Raw genomic sequence first — 12,517 nt, 5'->3', positions numbered from 1 at the left:
AATTAACCTTCTTGTGCTTGCTTGTGAATGAGTGCTGTCATCAGGAGATCAGCGGTGCCTTGATTACAGGCTAAAGGAATATTATACAATGTGGATAAGCGAATGAGGGCTTTGACATCCACATCGTGGGGCATTGGGGTTAAGGGATCGGTAAAGAAGATCAAAAGGCTCAACTCGCCTGTACAAATCAGAGAGCCGAGTTGTTGATCGCCCCCTAAAGGCCCACTTTTTAAACGGGTGAGATTTAAGTCAGGATAAGCATCTAAAATCACTTTGCCGGTTGTGCCGGTGGCGTACAGTGGAAATTGCTGAAAAAAAGCTTCATATTGTTTAATCCACTGGACCAATTCAAGTTTTTTTTGATCATGGGCCACAAGGCCAATGCCTTTATGCAACATGTGATTCTCCCTAAATGTGGTCATGATACACGCTCGACGGATACGACTTTATCATTGCGATCAAAGATGATTTTGACATTTTGTTGTGTCACTTCTTCACCGGTGGATAAAGAGTGCAAGAAGGTGTAATGCCAAACATTAGGATGATACGGATCGCGCACAAGCGGAGTGCCAAGGATGCGCTGCACTTCTAGGGCAGGCATGCCCGGTTTAATCTGTGCTAGGCGTGTTTCTTCTACTTCGTTGCCTTGGCGAATGTCCGTTTGATGAAGCCCCGGTAAATTTGAACATGCAGAAACTAAGCCTGCCATCAATAATAGACTGCTGATTTGCATCATTCTCTTTTTCATCATCATTTCCATGCAAAATAGTATTGGTAAATATGCGTAATTCTATACTAGAACTGATGTTTATAAAAATAATCTTTAAGATTGGGGAATTTCCTCTATAATTTCGCCATGTTTTTTAAAAATAACTAGGCGACATGACTAGAGAATACTCTTTCATCAACAGCGATGAAGCACTCAAACAGTGGATTGATGACCACGCAGACTTAACCGCAATTGCCGTAGATACAGAGTTTATGCGCTTTCGTACCTATTTCTCTAAATTGTGTTTGATCCAAATGGCCACCTTAGAAGAGGCGATCTGCATTGATCCTTTGGCCATCACAGATTTTCAGCCGCTCCTTGATCTTTTTGTCAATCCAAACATTGTCAAAGTCTTCCATTCAGCGGGGCAGGATTTAGAGGCGATTTACAATACCTTTGCGCTCATTCCCACGCCAATTTTTGACACACAAATTGCCGAAACGGTGCTTGGGGCAGATCATTTATTGAGCTATCAAGATACCATTGAAATGCGTTTAAATGTCTTATTAGAGAAGGCTGAAACCCGCACCGATTGGGAAAAACGCCCATTATCTAAGAGCCAAATTGAATATGCCTATGATGATGTGACATACTTATACGATGTCTATTTATTATTGCGTGATCAAATTGAAACGGCAGAAGAAAAGCGCATGTTTAAAGAGAAAACCGATGCGCTTTATATGGTGGATAAATATGCACCTAACCCTGATATGGCATGGATGAAGGTCAAAGGGCGCAAAACCCTTCGGGGCAAGCGTTTACAATTACTGAAATTATTGGCGAAAAAACGTGAAGAGATTGCCATTGAGCGCGACATGCCAAAGCGTTGGGTGGTGGGTGATGGTGCATTGATCGACATTGCCAAAGAGTTCAGCCAACCTTCGATGAAGTCATTGGTGATTTTCTTTGAAAAAAGTTATATGGCGCCCCAATTTCAACCTGTGATTGACGAATTTATCTCACAACAATAACAAGAGAGGATTTATGCGTTTATTATTAGCTTTATTATTGCCTTGGTTACAGTTTTTCACCATTGGTCGTCCATTTTCCGGAATCATCTGTTTGATTCTACAATTAACCCTTGTGGGTTGGATTCCTGCGGCGATTTGGTCTGTGTATGCATTGTCGCAATATAAAACGGATCAAAAAATTCAAAATGCCTTAGGACAAAAACGTTACTAATGGTTACAAATTTGCTATCATGAACCGGCTGATAAGTTACTTTTGGTAATTGATCAAGCGTCTGATTCAACTGTTTGTTTTCATTCACACTGTGAGGAGAAATCATGAAAAAGAATATCGGTTCTGTGGACGCAATCTTACGCATCATCGTAGGATTATTTGTATTAAGCCTCATTTTTTGGGGACCTAAAAGCCTGTGGGGTTTAGTGGGCTTGGTGCCACTATTGACCGGCATTGTGCGTTATTGCCCATTGTATCCGGTGCTTGGCATCAATACATGCTGCAAGAAAAATCATTAATGGATGCATATAAAAATCCCCTCGCATAGAGGGGATTTTGATGTCTAGGCTTTTAACAATTATAAACCCGATTTTAAGCTCGCTTCGATAAAGCCATCGAGGTCACCATCAAGCACGGCTTGCGTGTTGCCCATTTCATAGCCGGTGCGCAGATCTTTAATGCGCGATTGATCCAAAACATATGAACGGATTTGGCTGCCCCAACCCACATCAGACTTAGAATCTTCCAATGCATCTGATTTTTCGCGGCGCTTTTGCATCTCAAATTCATACAATTTAGAGCGCAATTGATTCATAGCCACCTCTTTATTGCGGTGCTGAGAGCGGTCATTTTGGCACTGTACGACGATATTTGTCGGTAAGTGTGTGATGCGTACGGCAGATTCGGTTTTGTTCACGTGCTGCCCACCTGCGCCCGATGCACGATAGACGTCGATGCGTAAATCGGCGGGATTGATCTCGATGTCCACATTGTCATCAATCTCCGGGGAGATGAATACGGCACAAAATGATGTGTGGCGTTTATTGTTCGAATCAAATGGGGATTTACGCACTAAGCGATGAATGCCCGTTTCGGTGCGAAGCCATCCATAAGCATGATCACCTTCAAATTTGATGGTGGCCGATTTTAAGCCTGCCACATCACCGGGGGATTCTTCTAACACTTCTGTTTTAAAGCCTTTATCTTCGCCCCAACGCAAATACATGCGCATCACCATTGAAGCCCAATCTTGTGCTTCGGTACCGCCGGCGCCGGCTTGAATGTCCAAGAAGGCATTTGCACCATCTAACTCGCCGGAGAACATGCGGCGAAATTCGAGGGCTTCCACCTCTTTTTCAAACTTCGCTAAATCATCCAATACGCAGACCAAAGAGTCTTCATCATTTTCCATTTCGCACAGCTCAAGCAAATCTTTGGCATCGGTCAATTGGCTCGTTAAATCGCGGATGCCATAGACAATGCCTTCAAGTTGTGAACGCTCTTTACCGAGCTTTTGGGCGTATTCAGGATCATTCCAAATGTCTGGACTTTCAAGTTCCATGAGAACTTCTGTTAAGCGCTCTGACTTTGCATCAAAGTCAAAGATACCCCCTAAGATCATTCAATCTCGTTAAGAGGTCGTCAATTTTTTCGTAGTGTAAATTGAGTTCCATTGTTTTTCCTTTTTGACGGGTGAAAATTTTAAGAGGCACATTATAGCCTTAAAAGGCAGGGGGCTTCTAAAAAATCACAAAGACTTGGCCACTTCGAGGGCTTTGTCATAGTCAGGTTCATTCGTCACTTCTTGTACATACTCAACGTGGCGGATGATGTTATTTTGATCAAGCACCACAATGCCGCGTGATAATAAAGCTAAGCCTTCGATCTCAAAACCATATTCAATGCCAAAATCGTGGGTTTGATAATCAGACAATAAATTTTGATGAGTGATGCAATTTTCATCAGAAAAGCGTTTTTGGGCAAAGGGTAAATCAACGGAGATGGTTAATACGGCCACATTGTCCAAGGTTTTTGCAGCTTCTTCAAAACGTTTTGTTTGAATGGAACACACGCCAGTATCAATCGATGGCACCACAGAAATGATCTTAATTTTGCCAGCAAAATCATCTAAAGTGACAGGCTTTAAGCCCATGTCCACCACGCGAAAATTTTCGCCAGGTTTGCCGACAATTGCTTCTGTACCTAGCAATGTGATGGGGTTGCCTTGCATGGTGATTTGATCTCTTTGTGACATATGACTCTCCTTGAGAAGGGTTTAAAAATGAAACGCTTAAGGCATCATAAAGCAAAAGTGGCATAAGATGAATGGCATAAATTGCGCACATGAAAAAAGGCAGGGAAACCCTGCCTTTTGATCGAAAAAGATCGATTAGATATTTTTTTCGATGAATGCGTCTAATTGAGCTTTTGGTAAAGCGCCAATTTGTTGTGCAACGATTTGACCATTTTTGAAGATCATGAGTGCAGGGATTGAACGGATTTGGAATTTCATCGCTGTGGCTTGGTTTTCCTGTACGTCCAATTTTACCACTTTTAATTTGCCAGCAAATTCAGCGGCCGCAGCTTCAACGTGAGGCCCGATCATTTTACAAGGACCACACCAATCTGCCCAGAAATCCACTAAAACAGGCACATCTGACTCTAAAACCTCTGCGTCAAAAGTGGCATCTGTTGCATTTACATAATTACTCATGATAAAACTCCTTAAAATAATTTATAATAGACAATTTCAGTCTGTTATTTACAATTCCGTTGTATTAAAGCGGAAAAAACGGCAAATAACAAGTAAAGTTTCTATTTAAAGTTTAAACGCTTTTAGTAAAAATTGTTTATACACATTATCTCAAAGGTTAATACACACTATGGCAAAACCAGAATTAAGTAACATGGTATTTAAGGATTTACCGCTCGATGAATCTTTGCAAGAAGCATTAGAAGACAACAACTACGTGCAATGTACACCGATCCAAGCGTTGTCCTTACCATTGTTATTAAACGGTCAAGATGTGGTAGGACAAGCACAAACAGGAACGGGCAAAAGCGCTGCTTTCTTGTTGGCAACCTTAAATAGATTGATGACGGTACCGGTGGCGAAAAATAAACGTGGCCCCTTTGCCATCATCATGGCGCCAACGCGTGAGTTGGCCTTACAAATTTATGAAGATGCTCAGATGTTAGGGCGTTACACCGGTTTACGTTTCAGCTGCATTTATGGCGGCACAGGGTATGAAAAACAGCGCCACGATTTAGCCACCGATGTGGACGTGGTGATCGGAACAGTGGGCCGCATTTTAGACTTTTACAAGCAAGGCGAACTCAATTTAAAAGAGATTGAGGTTGTGGTGCTTGATGAAGCTGATCGCATGTTTGACTTAGGTTTCATTGCGGACATTCGTTACCTCTTTAGAAAAATGCCGCCTGTGGGCGAGCGTCAAAACATGTTCTTTTCTGCGACATTCTCTCAGCGCATTTTAGAGTTGGCGTATGAGCACATGAACATGCCAGAGAAAGTACAAATTGAAGCAGAGCATGTCACGGCCGATAAAATCAAACAATATTTGGTGCACATTGGTTCATCGGATAAATTGTCCCTATTGTTTGGCATTTTGCGTAAAGAAGAACCAAAACGCACCATCATCTTTGTGAACACCAAACGTGTGGCAGAGGAGATTTCTAATTATTTAGTGGCCAATGATTATCAAGCGGCGGTTTTATCCGGTGATATTCCACAAAACAAGCGTGAACGCTTATTAGAATCCTTTAAAGAGGGCAAAGTCTCCATCATGGTGGCCACAGATGTGGCAGCCCGTGGTTTACATATTTCGGATGTGACACACGTGATCAACTATGATTTGCCGCAAGATGTGGAAGATTATGTGCATCGCATTGGCCGTACAGCACGCGCCGGTGAAGAGGGCACTGCCATCAGCTTTGCTTGTGAAGAGTATGTGTATTCATTGCCAGACATTGAAGATTACATTGAAATGAAGATTCCGGTGATTCCATTGGAAGATGATTTATTGGTGGTGCCTAAGCGCCCAAGTCGCAATCAAAACCGTTCAAACAGCACCAACAAACCGCGCAGAGAACAAAAACCTAAAACAGAGCGCACTGAAAGAACGGAAAAAGCAGTCAAAACTGTTGAAGAGAAAACAGAAGTGGTGGACGCACCTGTTGAGGTTGCAGCATCTGAAGTTGAAGTCAAAGAAGCCACGGTGACGGTTTCGATGACACAAGATGATTTAAACACAGCCACACCAACTTTCATCATTGAAGATGCGCCGGTGGTGGATGAAGCATTAGAAGAGATCGCAGAATCTGCCGAAGAGAAAGCGGATCGTAAATTTGACCGCCGTCGTCGTCCACGCAACATGCACACACGTGGCCGCAGCAAATCTTATCAACGCAACAATAAAGCCCCAAGAAATGAGGAGAATCATGAAGCTTAAGTTATTGACCGCCGCATTGGTGTGTCTATGTCTCGCCGCCTGTGCGAATGCCCCAATTCCGGATGATCAAAAAACGCCATACAATGGCACCGGTGAAATCTCCTCGGTGATGGTGCGTGATGATCAGCAACAAGAAGTGAGCGTGTTGATCGAAGGGCAAGGCTACATTGTGGTGATGCTCAAAGAGCCTGCGGATCTCTTCCCGGGCCAAAAAGTGCGTGTAAAACGTCACAGCGGTGGCTATGGTGAGGTTTCGGTGCAATGAAGGTTGAGTTAGATCTGCCGGAACTCTCCCACGATGAGCGCGCACACAGTGCGCGTTTAGCGATTTTGTTGGCAAATAAAATCAAAGCAAAAGGTTCGATGCCATTCAGTGAATATTTCGCTGAATGCTTGTATCATCCTGAGCTGGGTTATTACACGGGGCATTTGGAAAAATTTGGTCAAAGCGGCGATTTTGTCACAGCTCCCATTGTCTCCCCGTTTTTTTCCTATGGGTTTGCCAATCAAATCGCTGAAATTCTCCCGTTGTGTACTGCGCCCATGATTGTGGAAGTTGGGGCAGGTACAGGTGTGATGGCGCGGGATATTTTAACGCGTTTAAAAACCTTAGATGCACTGCCTGAGCGTTATGGCATCATTGAGATTTCTGACACATTGCGTGCGCGTCAAAAAGCCACCATTGAAGCGATGCATCCTGACTTGATGGATCGCATTGAATGGCTATCTGAACCGCCACAAATGCCTTGGGAAGGTTGCCTGATTGGCAATGAGATCGTCGATGCGTTGCCAGTAGAGCGCTTTGTGATCAAAGGCGGCAAAGCGCACTATGCGGATGTCGGGTATGATGAGCTGAATCAGCAATTCATCACGGTGTCAGAGCGCACGGATGATGTGCTCGATGCATGGATGGCGAAGCTGAAAGCCGAAGGTATTGAATTGCCAGAAGGGTATCTCAGTGAGTTTTGCCCCATGCTCGATGATTGGCTGTTAGATTTAACGCGCCATTTAACGAAAGGCGCGGTGCTTTTAGCGGATTATGGGTATGGTCGCCGTCAATATTATGCACCTGATCGCATTGAAGGCACATTGATTGCGCATGTTAAGCACCGCGTGCACAGTGATTGGTCGATTTTACAAGGTGTGCAGGATTTGACGGCCAATGTGGATTTTACCCATTTGGCAGAAGCAGGATTGGCCGCAGGTTTTGAGTTTTTAGGTTACACCACGCAAGCATATTTTCTTTATGGCAATCAATTAGAAGCGATGCTCATCGAGCAAAAAAATCATTTAGATGATCTGCAATGGTATCAAACTGCCCAAGCGGTTCAAATGTTGGTGATGCCTGAAGAGATGGGCGAACGCTTTAAATTTTTAGCCCTAGGTAAAGGCATTGAATTGGAGCCACAGGGCTTTATGCTTTATGATCTTAGCCATCAATTGTAAGGAGAAATATGAACATTGAAGTCACCTACGTGGCGACGCTTGAGGATTATTATGCCGCCGATGAAGGCTTTCGTGCAGCCTTAAAAAAGGGCTCTGTAGACTTGTATGTCCAATTGGCCTTAATCATCATTGCGGTGGCATTTGCAGCCATTGGGCAATATTTTTTAGGCGGCGTTATTGCCATTGTGGCGTTTTTGATTCATCAAGGTTATGTGAAACGTTGGATCGTGCGCCGCAATTTTAATCACATTGCTAATGCAGGGATGGCAGAGACGTTGATTTTTTCAGACAATCACATTGTCTACAAATGTGGTCAAGTGGATGAAGTGATTCCGTGGGATGATTATGCAGCCTACTTAGAAACAGACCAAGTGTTGATGCTGTTTTATGATTCATCGGACCATTATGCCATCGTGCCAAAGCGCACATTAGATGAAGCATCCTTGGCGACCTTGCGCGGATTGTTGGCGCGTCAATTGGCAAATTATGGAGAGTATAATGTTTAACTTTGAAGGTGATTTACGTTTAACCACGCAAGGCGTGCATTTTGGCAACCCTCAGCAGATTCGCCTCTTAAAGGAGATTCATCGCACCGGTTCCATCACACATGCGGCAAAACAAGTGCCAATGAGCTATAAAGCGGCGTGGGATGCGGTCAATACCATGAATAATTTATCGCCAGAGCCTTTGGTGATTCGTATGACGGGCGGTAAAGGGGGCGGTGGCACGCAATTGACGGCGCGCGGTTTACAGTTGGTGCAACATTTTGACCTCATTCAAGAGGCACATTCTGCCTTTTTAAAGAGCATGAGTGAATATTCTAAAGATTTACAGGCGGACATCGGTTTATTGCAGCAATTGCGCTTTCAGACGAGTGCGCGCAATCAATTGGTGGGCGAAGTGGTCAAAGTGCACACATTTGGCGTGCATGATGAGATCGAATTTAACATTGGCGCGGATGAATCCCCGCAATTACTCAAAGCATTCATCACCGATGAAAGCACAAAGTTGTTAGATGTCAAAGCGGGCGGCGAATTCATTTTGCTCATCAAAGCGCCCAATGTAGAATTGGTGTTAGAGGGCAGTGTGCCCGATGCATTGAGCGGCGTTGTGGTGGACAATAAAGTGGAAGCCGATGGCTGCGAGATCACATTGACAGTGGGCAATCAAACCCTCGTGTCTACCATGATGGCAGAATCGGTGAAAGACTTGGTTGAAGGGGATCGCGTCGGCGTGGTGATCGATCCTAAAAACATCATTTTGGTTAAAATTTAATGTAACAGTAACAACACATAAGGTGGCCGTATATGCAACGATGGATACGACTATTCATGATCGGTATGATTGCTTTGATCGTACAGGCATGTGACAACAACGTGATTCGTTATGAGCCTTTAGGGCAGGATGCTAAAGTACTGGCCTTTGGCGATAGCATCACGTTAGGCTACGGCGTTGGGGCGCAAGAGTCTTACCCTTATGTTTTGTCTGAATTATCCGGCTGGCAAGTGATCAATGCGGGCATCGGTGGTGAGACGGCAGAAGCGGCCAATAATCGCATTGATGCTGCGATGGTGCAACATCAGCCAAAATTAGTGTTGATTGAATTAGGCGGTAATGATTTTCTCAATAATGTTGAGCCAAGCGCCGTGAAAGAGAATTTGCGCCGCATCATTCGCCGTGTCAAGCGCCACAATGCCATTCCGGTGTTGATCGCCATTCCGGCACTCTCTTCATCCATGATGGTGACCACAAACATTGAAGATGCGCCCATTTATGCAGATCTTGCACGTGAAGAAGAGATCAATGTAGTGCCGGATGTGTTTAGCATGTTGCTGCGCACACCACGTTATAAGAAAGATTTGGTGCACCCAAATGGTGAAGGTTACCGTGTATTGGGTGAAGCCATTTATCTACAGCTCCACGGCATGGGATTGGTGCATTAAAGGACTCCCAATCACGTGAATCGTCTCGGTGGGAGTTAGAGAGTGATCAACGTGTGATTGGGATGAGTGCAGTATAAGCCATCTGTGTGTATCTGTTAGATGCAGTTTTTGCATTAAAAGCGATACAGATCAAGATAATCTATTGATTTTTAATCAGCTTACCCAAGCGTGCAATGGCCTTGTCTAAATCTGCGTGCCAACGCATGCCATAATTTAAGCGCATACAGTGTTTAAATTGATGGGAGGCTGAGAAAATTGGCCCGGGTGCCAATGTGATGTTTTCTGTCAATGCGGCATGATAAAGCTTTAAAGCATCCACGTGCGGCGGCAATTGAACCCACAAGAAATAGCCACCTTGCGGCTCGCTGACAGCCGTTTGGATGGGAAAATGTGCGGCAATGGTAGCCCTCATTTTTTGTGCTGAGATTGCTAAGGTATAACGTAAACGTTGCAAATGACGATCATAATGTTGATGTTGCAAATAATGAGCGAGTGCCAATTGTGACGGCATTGCCGGAGAAAGAGAGGTCATGAGTTTTAAGCGCTTAATGGCTTGATGAAACCGGCCAGCAGCCACCCAACCAATGCGGTAACCGGGGGCTAAACATTTAGAAAAAGAGCTGCAATGAAGTACCCATCCTGCTTGATCAAGGGCTTTGAGGCACGGAGGCGCCGTTTGTCCAAAATACAATTCAAGATAGACATCATCCACAATGATGGGCATGTGCAGTTGTTTACTGAGCGTGACCAATGCTTGTTGGGCGGACAGCGCTAGATTGGCGCCCAATGGATTTTGACAATGGGTCATCAGCACCACGGCTTTGATGTCAAACTGTGTGGTGGCATGAGTGAGTGCCGCAATGTCCATGCCTTCTGTGGGATGCACAGGAATCTCGATGGCGGTGAGTTGTAAACGCTCCAAAATTTGTAAAATGGCATAAAAGGCGGGTGACTCAATGGCAACAATGTCGCCAGGTTTTGTCACCGCTTGCAACGATAAGCTCAAAGCCTCCATTGCACCATTGGTGATGATGAGCTCATCGTCCATCAATGCTGTGCCATTTAAACGATAACGCAGCTCAATTTGGCGAATTAAGTCAGGATGCCCGCGGGTCATGTTGGCAATTAACGCCTGTGGATTGTGCGTCAATGCTTTTAGGGATGCGGCCATGCTCGCTGACAGCGCTGGAATGGGAAAGAGCTCTGGCGCCGGGAAGGCTGAGCCAAATTGCACCATGTGTGGATGTTTGAGGTTTTGTAAGATGGAGAAAATAAAGTCACTGACATGAACTTCAGTGGTTTGTGTCGGTAAATGGCTCGGTTGCGGCGCCTTTAATGTAGGATTAAAGGATGGCGACACATAATAACCGGAGCGATCTTTGGCATAAATGAGCCCTTGAGCCTCTAACAGATAATAGGCTTTGATCACTGTGGATTGACTGACTTGAAAACGTTGGCTTGCAACGCGCACAGATGGCAATTGCTCTTTACCTTGTAAAGTGCCCGCGTGAATGAGCACCATCAATGTGTGGGCCAATTGTTCATAACGTTTCATGATCAAGGCTCATCATAACGGTGAAATTTGAAGGGAAGGATCTCATGAATGCTGACTTCATTTGAGGAAAGCGATAGATTACCCTAAAATCAGAGATTCTAATAATTTTTACGAGTCCATTATGGCCATTTCTGCAAGTCGCTCACTGAAGGAGCGCATTTTTCATGCCATCACGTTTGAGTTTTTTGCCATCGTGTTTACGATGCTGATCGGCATTTTTATTTTAAATAAACCAGTGGGTTCGATGGGCATGTTGTCAGTGCTCATTTCAGTGACGGCGCTGTTGTTAAACATTGTGTTTAACTGGCTGTTTGATCGCATGTTTCCGTTTGTCAATGGTGATCGCCCGGTAAAAATCCGCATGCTGCACGCCATCGGTTTTGAGGGTACTTTGGTGCTGTTTACTGTGCCCATGATCGCTTTTTTCCTCAAAGTGACACTCATCGATGCCTTTATGATTGAAATTGGCTTTTTGATCTTCTTCCTCTTTTATACGTATCTTTATAATTGGCTATATGACAAAGTGCGTCGTTATTTTGTGCAGGCATCTGTTTCGCGCTAACGGCAAGGGCTCTCATATTCTGAGAAAACATTTTTAATGCGCCATGTTGTCAAATTGTAGTGATTCGCATAATGTATTTTCCTTAAGATTGATTTTGATCAAATAAGGATGAATATGAGTCACACAATGCATGCCATTCCCAAGCTGCCAACGCCAGATTGGGATGCTATTTTTCAAGTGAATATTGAGGAAAACAGTGAGGCTTTGGTGAAAGTTGAGCCTTGTGAGCGGCTCTTTTGTCGTGCCTTTTATCATGAAACCGGCATTGATGGGGCGCTTGATGAGATTTATTTGCGGGAAAATGTAGCGAAAAAGTTGCATTTAGCCGCCGCTCATTTAGCGGATGATTATGCCTTAATGGTGCTCGATGGTTATCGTCCTTATGCGGTGCAAATGGCGCTGCGATCCTCGATTGCTGCGGTGCTGAAAGCCCAATCCCCTGATTTATTAGACGATGATTTTTTACGGCACCTCAATGAGTTTGTTGCGGTACCCAGCCGTGATCCGAAAGCCCCCAGCCCACATTTGACGGGCGGCTCTGTGGATGTTGCTCTCTGTGATCGTGCAGGCAATATGCTCGATATGGGTACACCTTTTGATGGTCCTGAAATTGACTCATGGACGGCTGCTTTTGAGGAGCGCGAGGGTGAAATTAGAATTCGCCGCCGCATTTTATTCAATGCCATGACAAATGCAGGCTTTACCAATTTACCAACAGAGTGGTGGCACTTTGATTTTGGCAATCAATTGTGGGCGCATTACAGCGGTCAAACACAAGCAGTGTATTCTGCTATTGAAGGAGTGTAAGGA

At 44.5% G+C, this 12,517-nt stretch carries 17 protein-coding genes; 11 read left to right on the top strand and 6 right to left on the bottom strand.

Annotated elements, in window-relative coordinates; translation table 11 throughout:
* Positions 1-2 precede the first annotated feature (2 nt).
* Entirely contained in the window at positions 3-398 is a 396-nt protein-coding gene (locus B9T20_RS02465) for a methylglyoxal synthase (RefSeq protein WP_094489663.1), read from the bottom strand.
* A 20-nt stretch (positions 399-418) separates the two neighbouring features.
* On the bottom strand, positions 419-748 hold the full coding sequence (locus B9T20_RS02460) for an outer membrane protein assembly factor BamE (RefSeq protein WP_094489662.1): 330 nt from the start codon (positions 746-748) through the stop codon (positions 419-421).
* 134 nt (positions 749-882) lie between these two features.
* Between B9T20_RS02460 and B9T20_RS02455 the strand changes: the two genes are divergently transcribed.
* The 3 genes from B9T20_RS02455 (at position 883) to B9T20_RS02445 (ending at position 2,250) form a co-directional block, all read left to right on the top strand.
* Entirely contained in the window at positions 883-1,740 is an 858-nt protein-coding gene (locus tag B9T20_RS02455; RefSeq protein WP_094489661.1) for an HRDC domain-containing protein, read from the top strand.
* 13 nt (positions 1,741-1,753) lie between these two features.
* Positions 1,754-1,951, top strand: a complete 198-nt coding sequence (locus B9T20_RS02450) for a YqaE/Pmp3 family membrane protein (RefSeq protein ID WP_008314286.1) — start codon at positions 1,754-1,756, stop codon at positions 1,949-1,951.
* 104 nt (positions 1,952-2,055) lie between these two features.
* Complete coding sequence (locus B9T20_RS02445) at positions 2,056-2,250, top strand: DUF2892 domain-containing protein (RefSeq protein WP_094489660.1); 195 nt, start codon at positions 2,056-2,058, stop codon at positions 2,248-2,250.
* A 59-nt stretch (positions 2,251-2,309) separates the two neighbouring features.
* Here the strand turns inward: B9T20_RS02445 and prfB are convergent.
* From prfB to trxA, 3 genes are all read right to left on the bottom strand, one after another.
* A protein-coding gene (gene prfB, locus B9T20_RS02440; RefSeq protein WP_148138446.1) for a peptide chain release factor 2 occupies positions 2,310-3,405 on the bottom strand; the annotation gives its coding sequence in 2 pieces (ribosomal slippage) (positions 2,310-3,332 and positions 3,334-3,405; 1,095 coding nt in all).
* Between the two features lie 74 nt (positions 3,406-3,479).
* Positions 3,480-3,986 carry a thiol peroxidase gene (gene tpx / locus B9T20_RS02435; protein WP_094489658.1) on the bottom strand — a complete coding sequence of 169 codons (507 nt, stop codon included), beginning with the start codon at positions 3,984-3,986 and terminating at the stop codon, positions 3,480-3,482.
* 135 nt (positions 3,987-4,121) lie between these two features.
* Positions 4,122-4,448, bottom strand: a complete 327-nt coding sequence (gene trxA / locus B9T20_RS02430; protein ID WP_172635334.1) for a thioredoxin — start codon at positions 4,446-4,448, stop codon at positions 4,122-4,124.
* Between the two features lie 166 nt (positions 4,449-4,614).
* Here trxA and B9T20_RS02425 point away from each other — a divergent pair, with 166 nt between their 5' ends.
* From B9T20_RS02425 to B9T20_RS02400, 6 genes are read left to right on the top strand one after another with little or no spacing between them, the layout of a single operon-like run.
* On the top strand, positions 4,615-6,201 hold the full coding sequence (locus B9T20_RS02425; RefSeq protein ID WP_094489657.1) for a DEAD/DEAH box helicase: 1,587 nt from the start codon (positions 4,615-4,617) through the stop codon (positions 6,199-6,201).
* Complete coding sequence (locus tag B9T20_RS02420) at positions 6,191-6,466, top strand: hypothetical protein (RefSeq protein ID WP_094489656.1); 276 nt, start codon at positions 6,191-6,193, stop codon at positions 6,464-6,466. The genes B9T20_RS02425 and B9T20_RS02420 overlap by 11 nt, the downstream gene beginning before the upstream one ends.
* Positions 6,463-7,647, top strand: a complete 1,185-nt coding sequence (locus B9T20_RS02415) for a class I SAM-dependent methyltransferase (RefSeq protein ID WP_094489655.1) — start codon at positions 6,463-6,465, stop codon at positions 7,645-7,647. The genes B9T20_RS02420 and B9T20_RS02415 overlap by 4 nt, the downstream gene beginning before the upstream one ends.
* Positions 7,648-7,655: 8 nt before the next feature.
* Complete coding sequence (locus tag B9T20_RS02410; protein ID WP_094489654.1) at positions 7,656-8,153, top strand: YcxB family protein; 498 nt, start codon at positions 7,656-7,658, stop codon at positions 8,151-8,153.
* On the top strand, positions 8,146-8,922 hold the full coding sequence (locus B9T20_RS02405) for a TOBE domain-containing protein (protein ID WP_094489653.1): 777 nt from the start codon (positions 8,146-8,148) through the stop codon (positions 8,920-8,922). Before B9T20_RS02410 ends, B9T20_RS02405 begins: the two co-directional genes overlap by 8 nt.
* A gap of 32 nt (positions 8,923-8,954) precedes the next feature.
* Positions 8,955-9,590 (top strand): GDSL-type esterase/lipase family protein, encoded by a 636-nt coding sequence (locus tag B9T20_RS02400; protein ID WP_233491499.1) that lies wholly within the window; start codon positions 8,955-8,957, stop codon positions 9,588-9,590.
* Between the two features lie 139 nt (positions 9,591-9,729).
* Here the strand turns inward: B9T20_RS02400 and B9T20_RS02395 are convergent, their stop codons facing one another.
* Positions 9,730-11,145: a PLP-dependent aminotransferase family protein gene (locus B9T20_RS02395; RefSeq protein WP_094489651.1), complete on the bottom strand. Its 1,416-nt coding sequence runs from the start codon at positions 11,143-11,145 to the stop codon at positions 9,730-9,732.
* A gap of 121 nt (positions 11,146-11,266) precedes the next feature.
* Here B9T20_RS02395 and B9T20_RS02390 point away from each other — a divergent pair, with 121 nt between their 5' ends.
* Positions 11,267-11,707, top strand: coding sequence for a PACE efflux transporter (locus tag B9T20_RS02390; protein ID WP_094489650.1), 441 nt, complete (start codon positions 11,267-11,269; stop codon positions 11,705-11,707).
* Positions 11,708-11,821: 114 nt separating this feature from the next.
* Positions 11,822-12,514: a M15 family metallopeptidase gene (locus tag B9T20_RS02385; RefSeq protein WP_094489649.1), complete on the top strand. Its 693-nt coding sequence runs from the start codon at positions 11,822-11,824 to the stop codon at positions 12,512-12,514.
* Positions 12,515-12,517: the final 3 nt, after the last annotated feature.

The organism is Wohlfahrtiimonas sp. G9077, from assembly GCF_002252155.1.
Taxonomy (GTDB): Bacteria; Pseudomonadota; Gammaproteobacteria; order Cardiobacteriales; family Wohlfahrtiimonadaceae; genus Wohlfahrtiimonas.
This window is presented reverse-complemented; position numbering and strand designations above follow the sequence as displayed.

Coding starts and splice junctions, on each gene's coding strand:
- B9T20_RS02405 (WP_094489653.1), top strand. CDS start 8,146: ATGTTTAACTTTGAAGGTGATTTACGTTTAACCACGCAAGGCGTGCAT.
- B9T20_RS02415 (WP_094489655.1), top strand. CDS start 6,463: ATGAAGGTTGAGTTAGATCTGCCGGAACTCTCCCACGATGAGCGCGCA.
- B9T20_RS02425 (WP_094489657.1), top strand. CDS start 4,615: ATGGCAAAACCAGAATTAAGTAACATGGTATTTAAGGATTTACCGCTC.
- B9T20_RS02445 (WP_094489660.1), top strand. CDS start 2,056: ATGAAAAAGAATATCGGTTCTGTGGACGCAATCTTACGCATCATCGTA.
- B9T20_RS02385 (WP_094489649.1), top strand. CDS start 11,822: ATGAGTCACACAATGCATGCCATTCCCAAGCTGCCAACGCCAGATTGG.
- B9T20_RS02410 (WP_094489654.1), top strand. CDS start 7,656: ATGAACATTGAAGTCACCTACGTGGCGACGCTTGAGGATTATTATGCC.
- tpx (WP_094489658.1), bottom strand. CDS start 3,986: ATGTCACAAAGAGATCAAATCACCATGCAAGGCAACCCCATCACATTG.
- B9T20_RS02465 (WP_094489663.1), bottom strand. CDS start 398: ATGTTGCATAAAGGCATTGGCCTTGTGGCCCATGATCAAAAAAAACTT.
- B9T20_RS02395 (WP_094489651.1), bottom strand. CDS start 11,145: ATGAAACGTTATGAACAATTGGCCCACACATTGATGGTGCTCATTCAC.
- B9T20_RS02450 (WP_008314286.1), top strand. CDS start 1,754: ATGCGTTTATTATTAGCTTTATTATTGCCTTGGTTACAGTTTTTCACC.
- B9T20_RS02400 (WP_233491499.1), top strand. CDS start 8,955: ATGCAACGATGGATACGACTATTCATGATCGGTATGATTGCTTTGATC.
- B9T20_RS02390 (WP_094489650.1), top strand. CDS start 11,267: ATGGCCATTTCTGCAAGTCGCTCACTGAAGGAGCGCATTTTTCATGCC.
- B9T20_RS02455 (WP_094489661.1), top strand. CDS start 883: ATGACTAGAGAATACTCTTTCATCAACAGCGATGAAGCACTCAAACAG.
- B9T20_RS02460 (WP_094489662.1), bottom strand. CDS start 748: ATGAAAAAGAGAATGATGCAAATCAGCAGTCTATTATTGATGGCAGGC.
- B9T20_RS02420 (WP_094489656.1), top strand. CDS start 6,191: ATGAAGCTTAAGTTATTGACCGCCGCATTGGTGTGTCTATGTCTCGCC.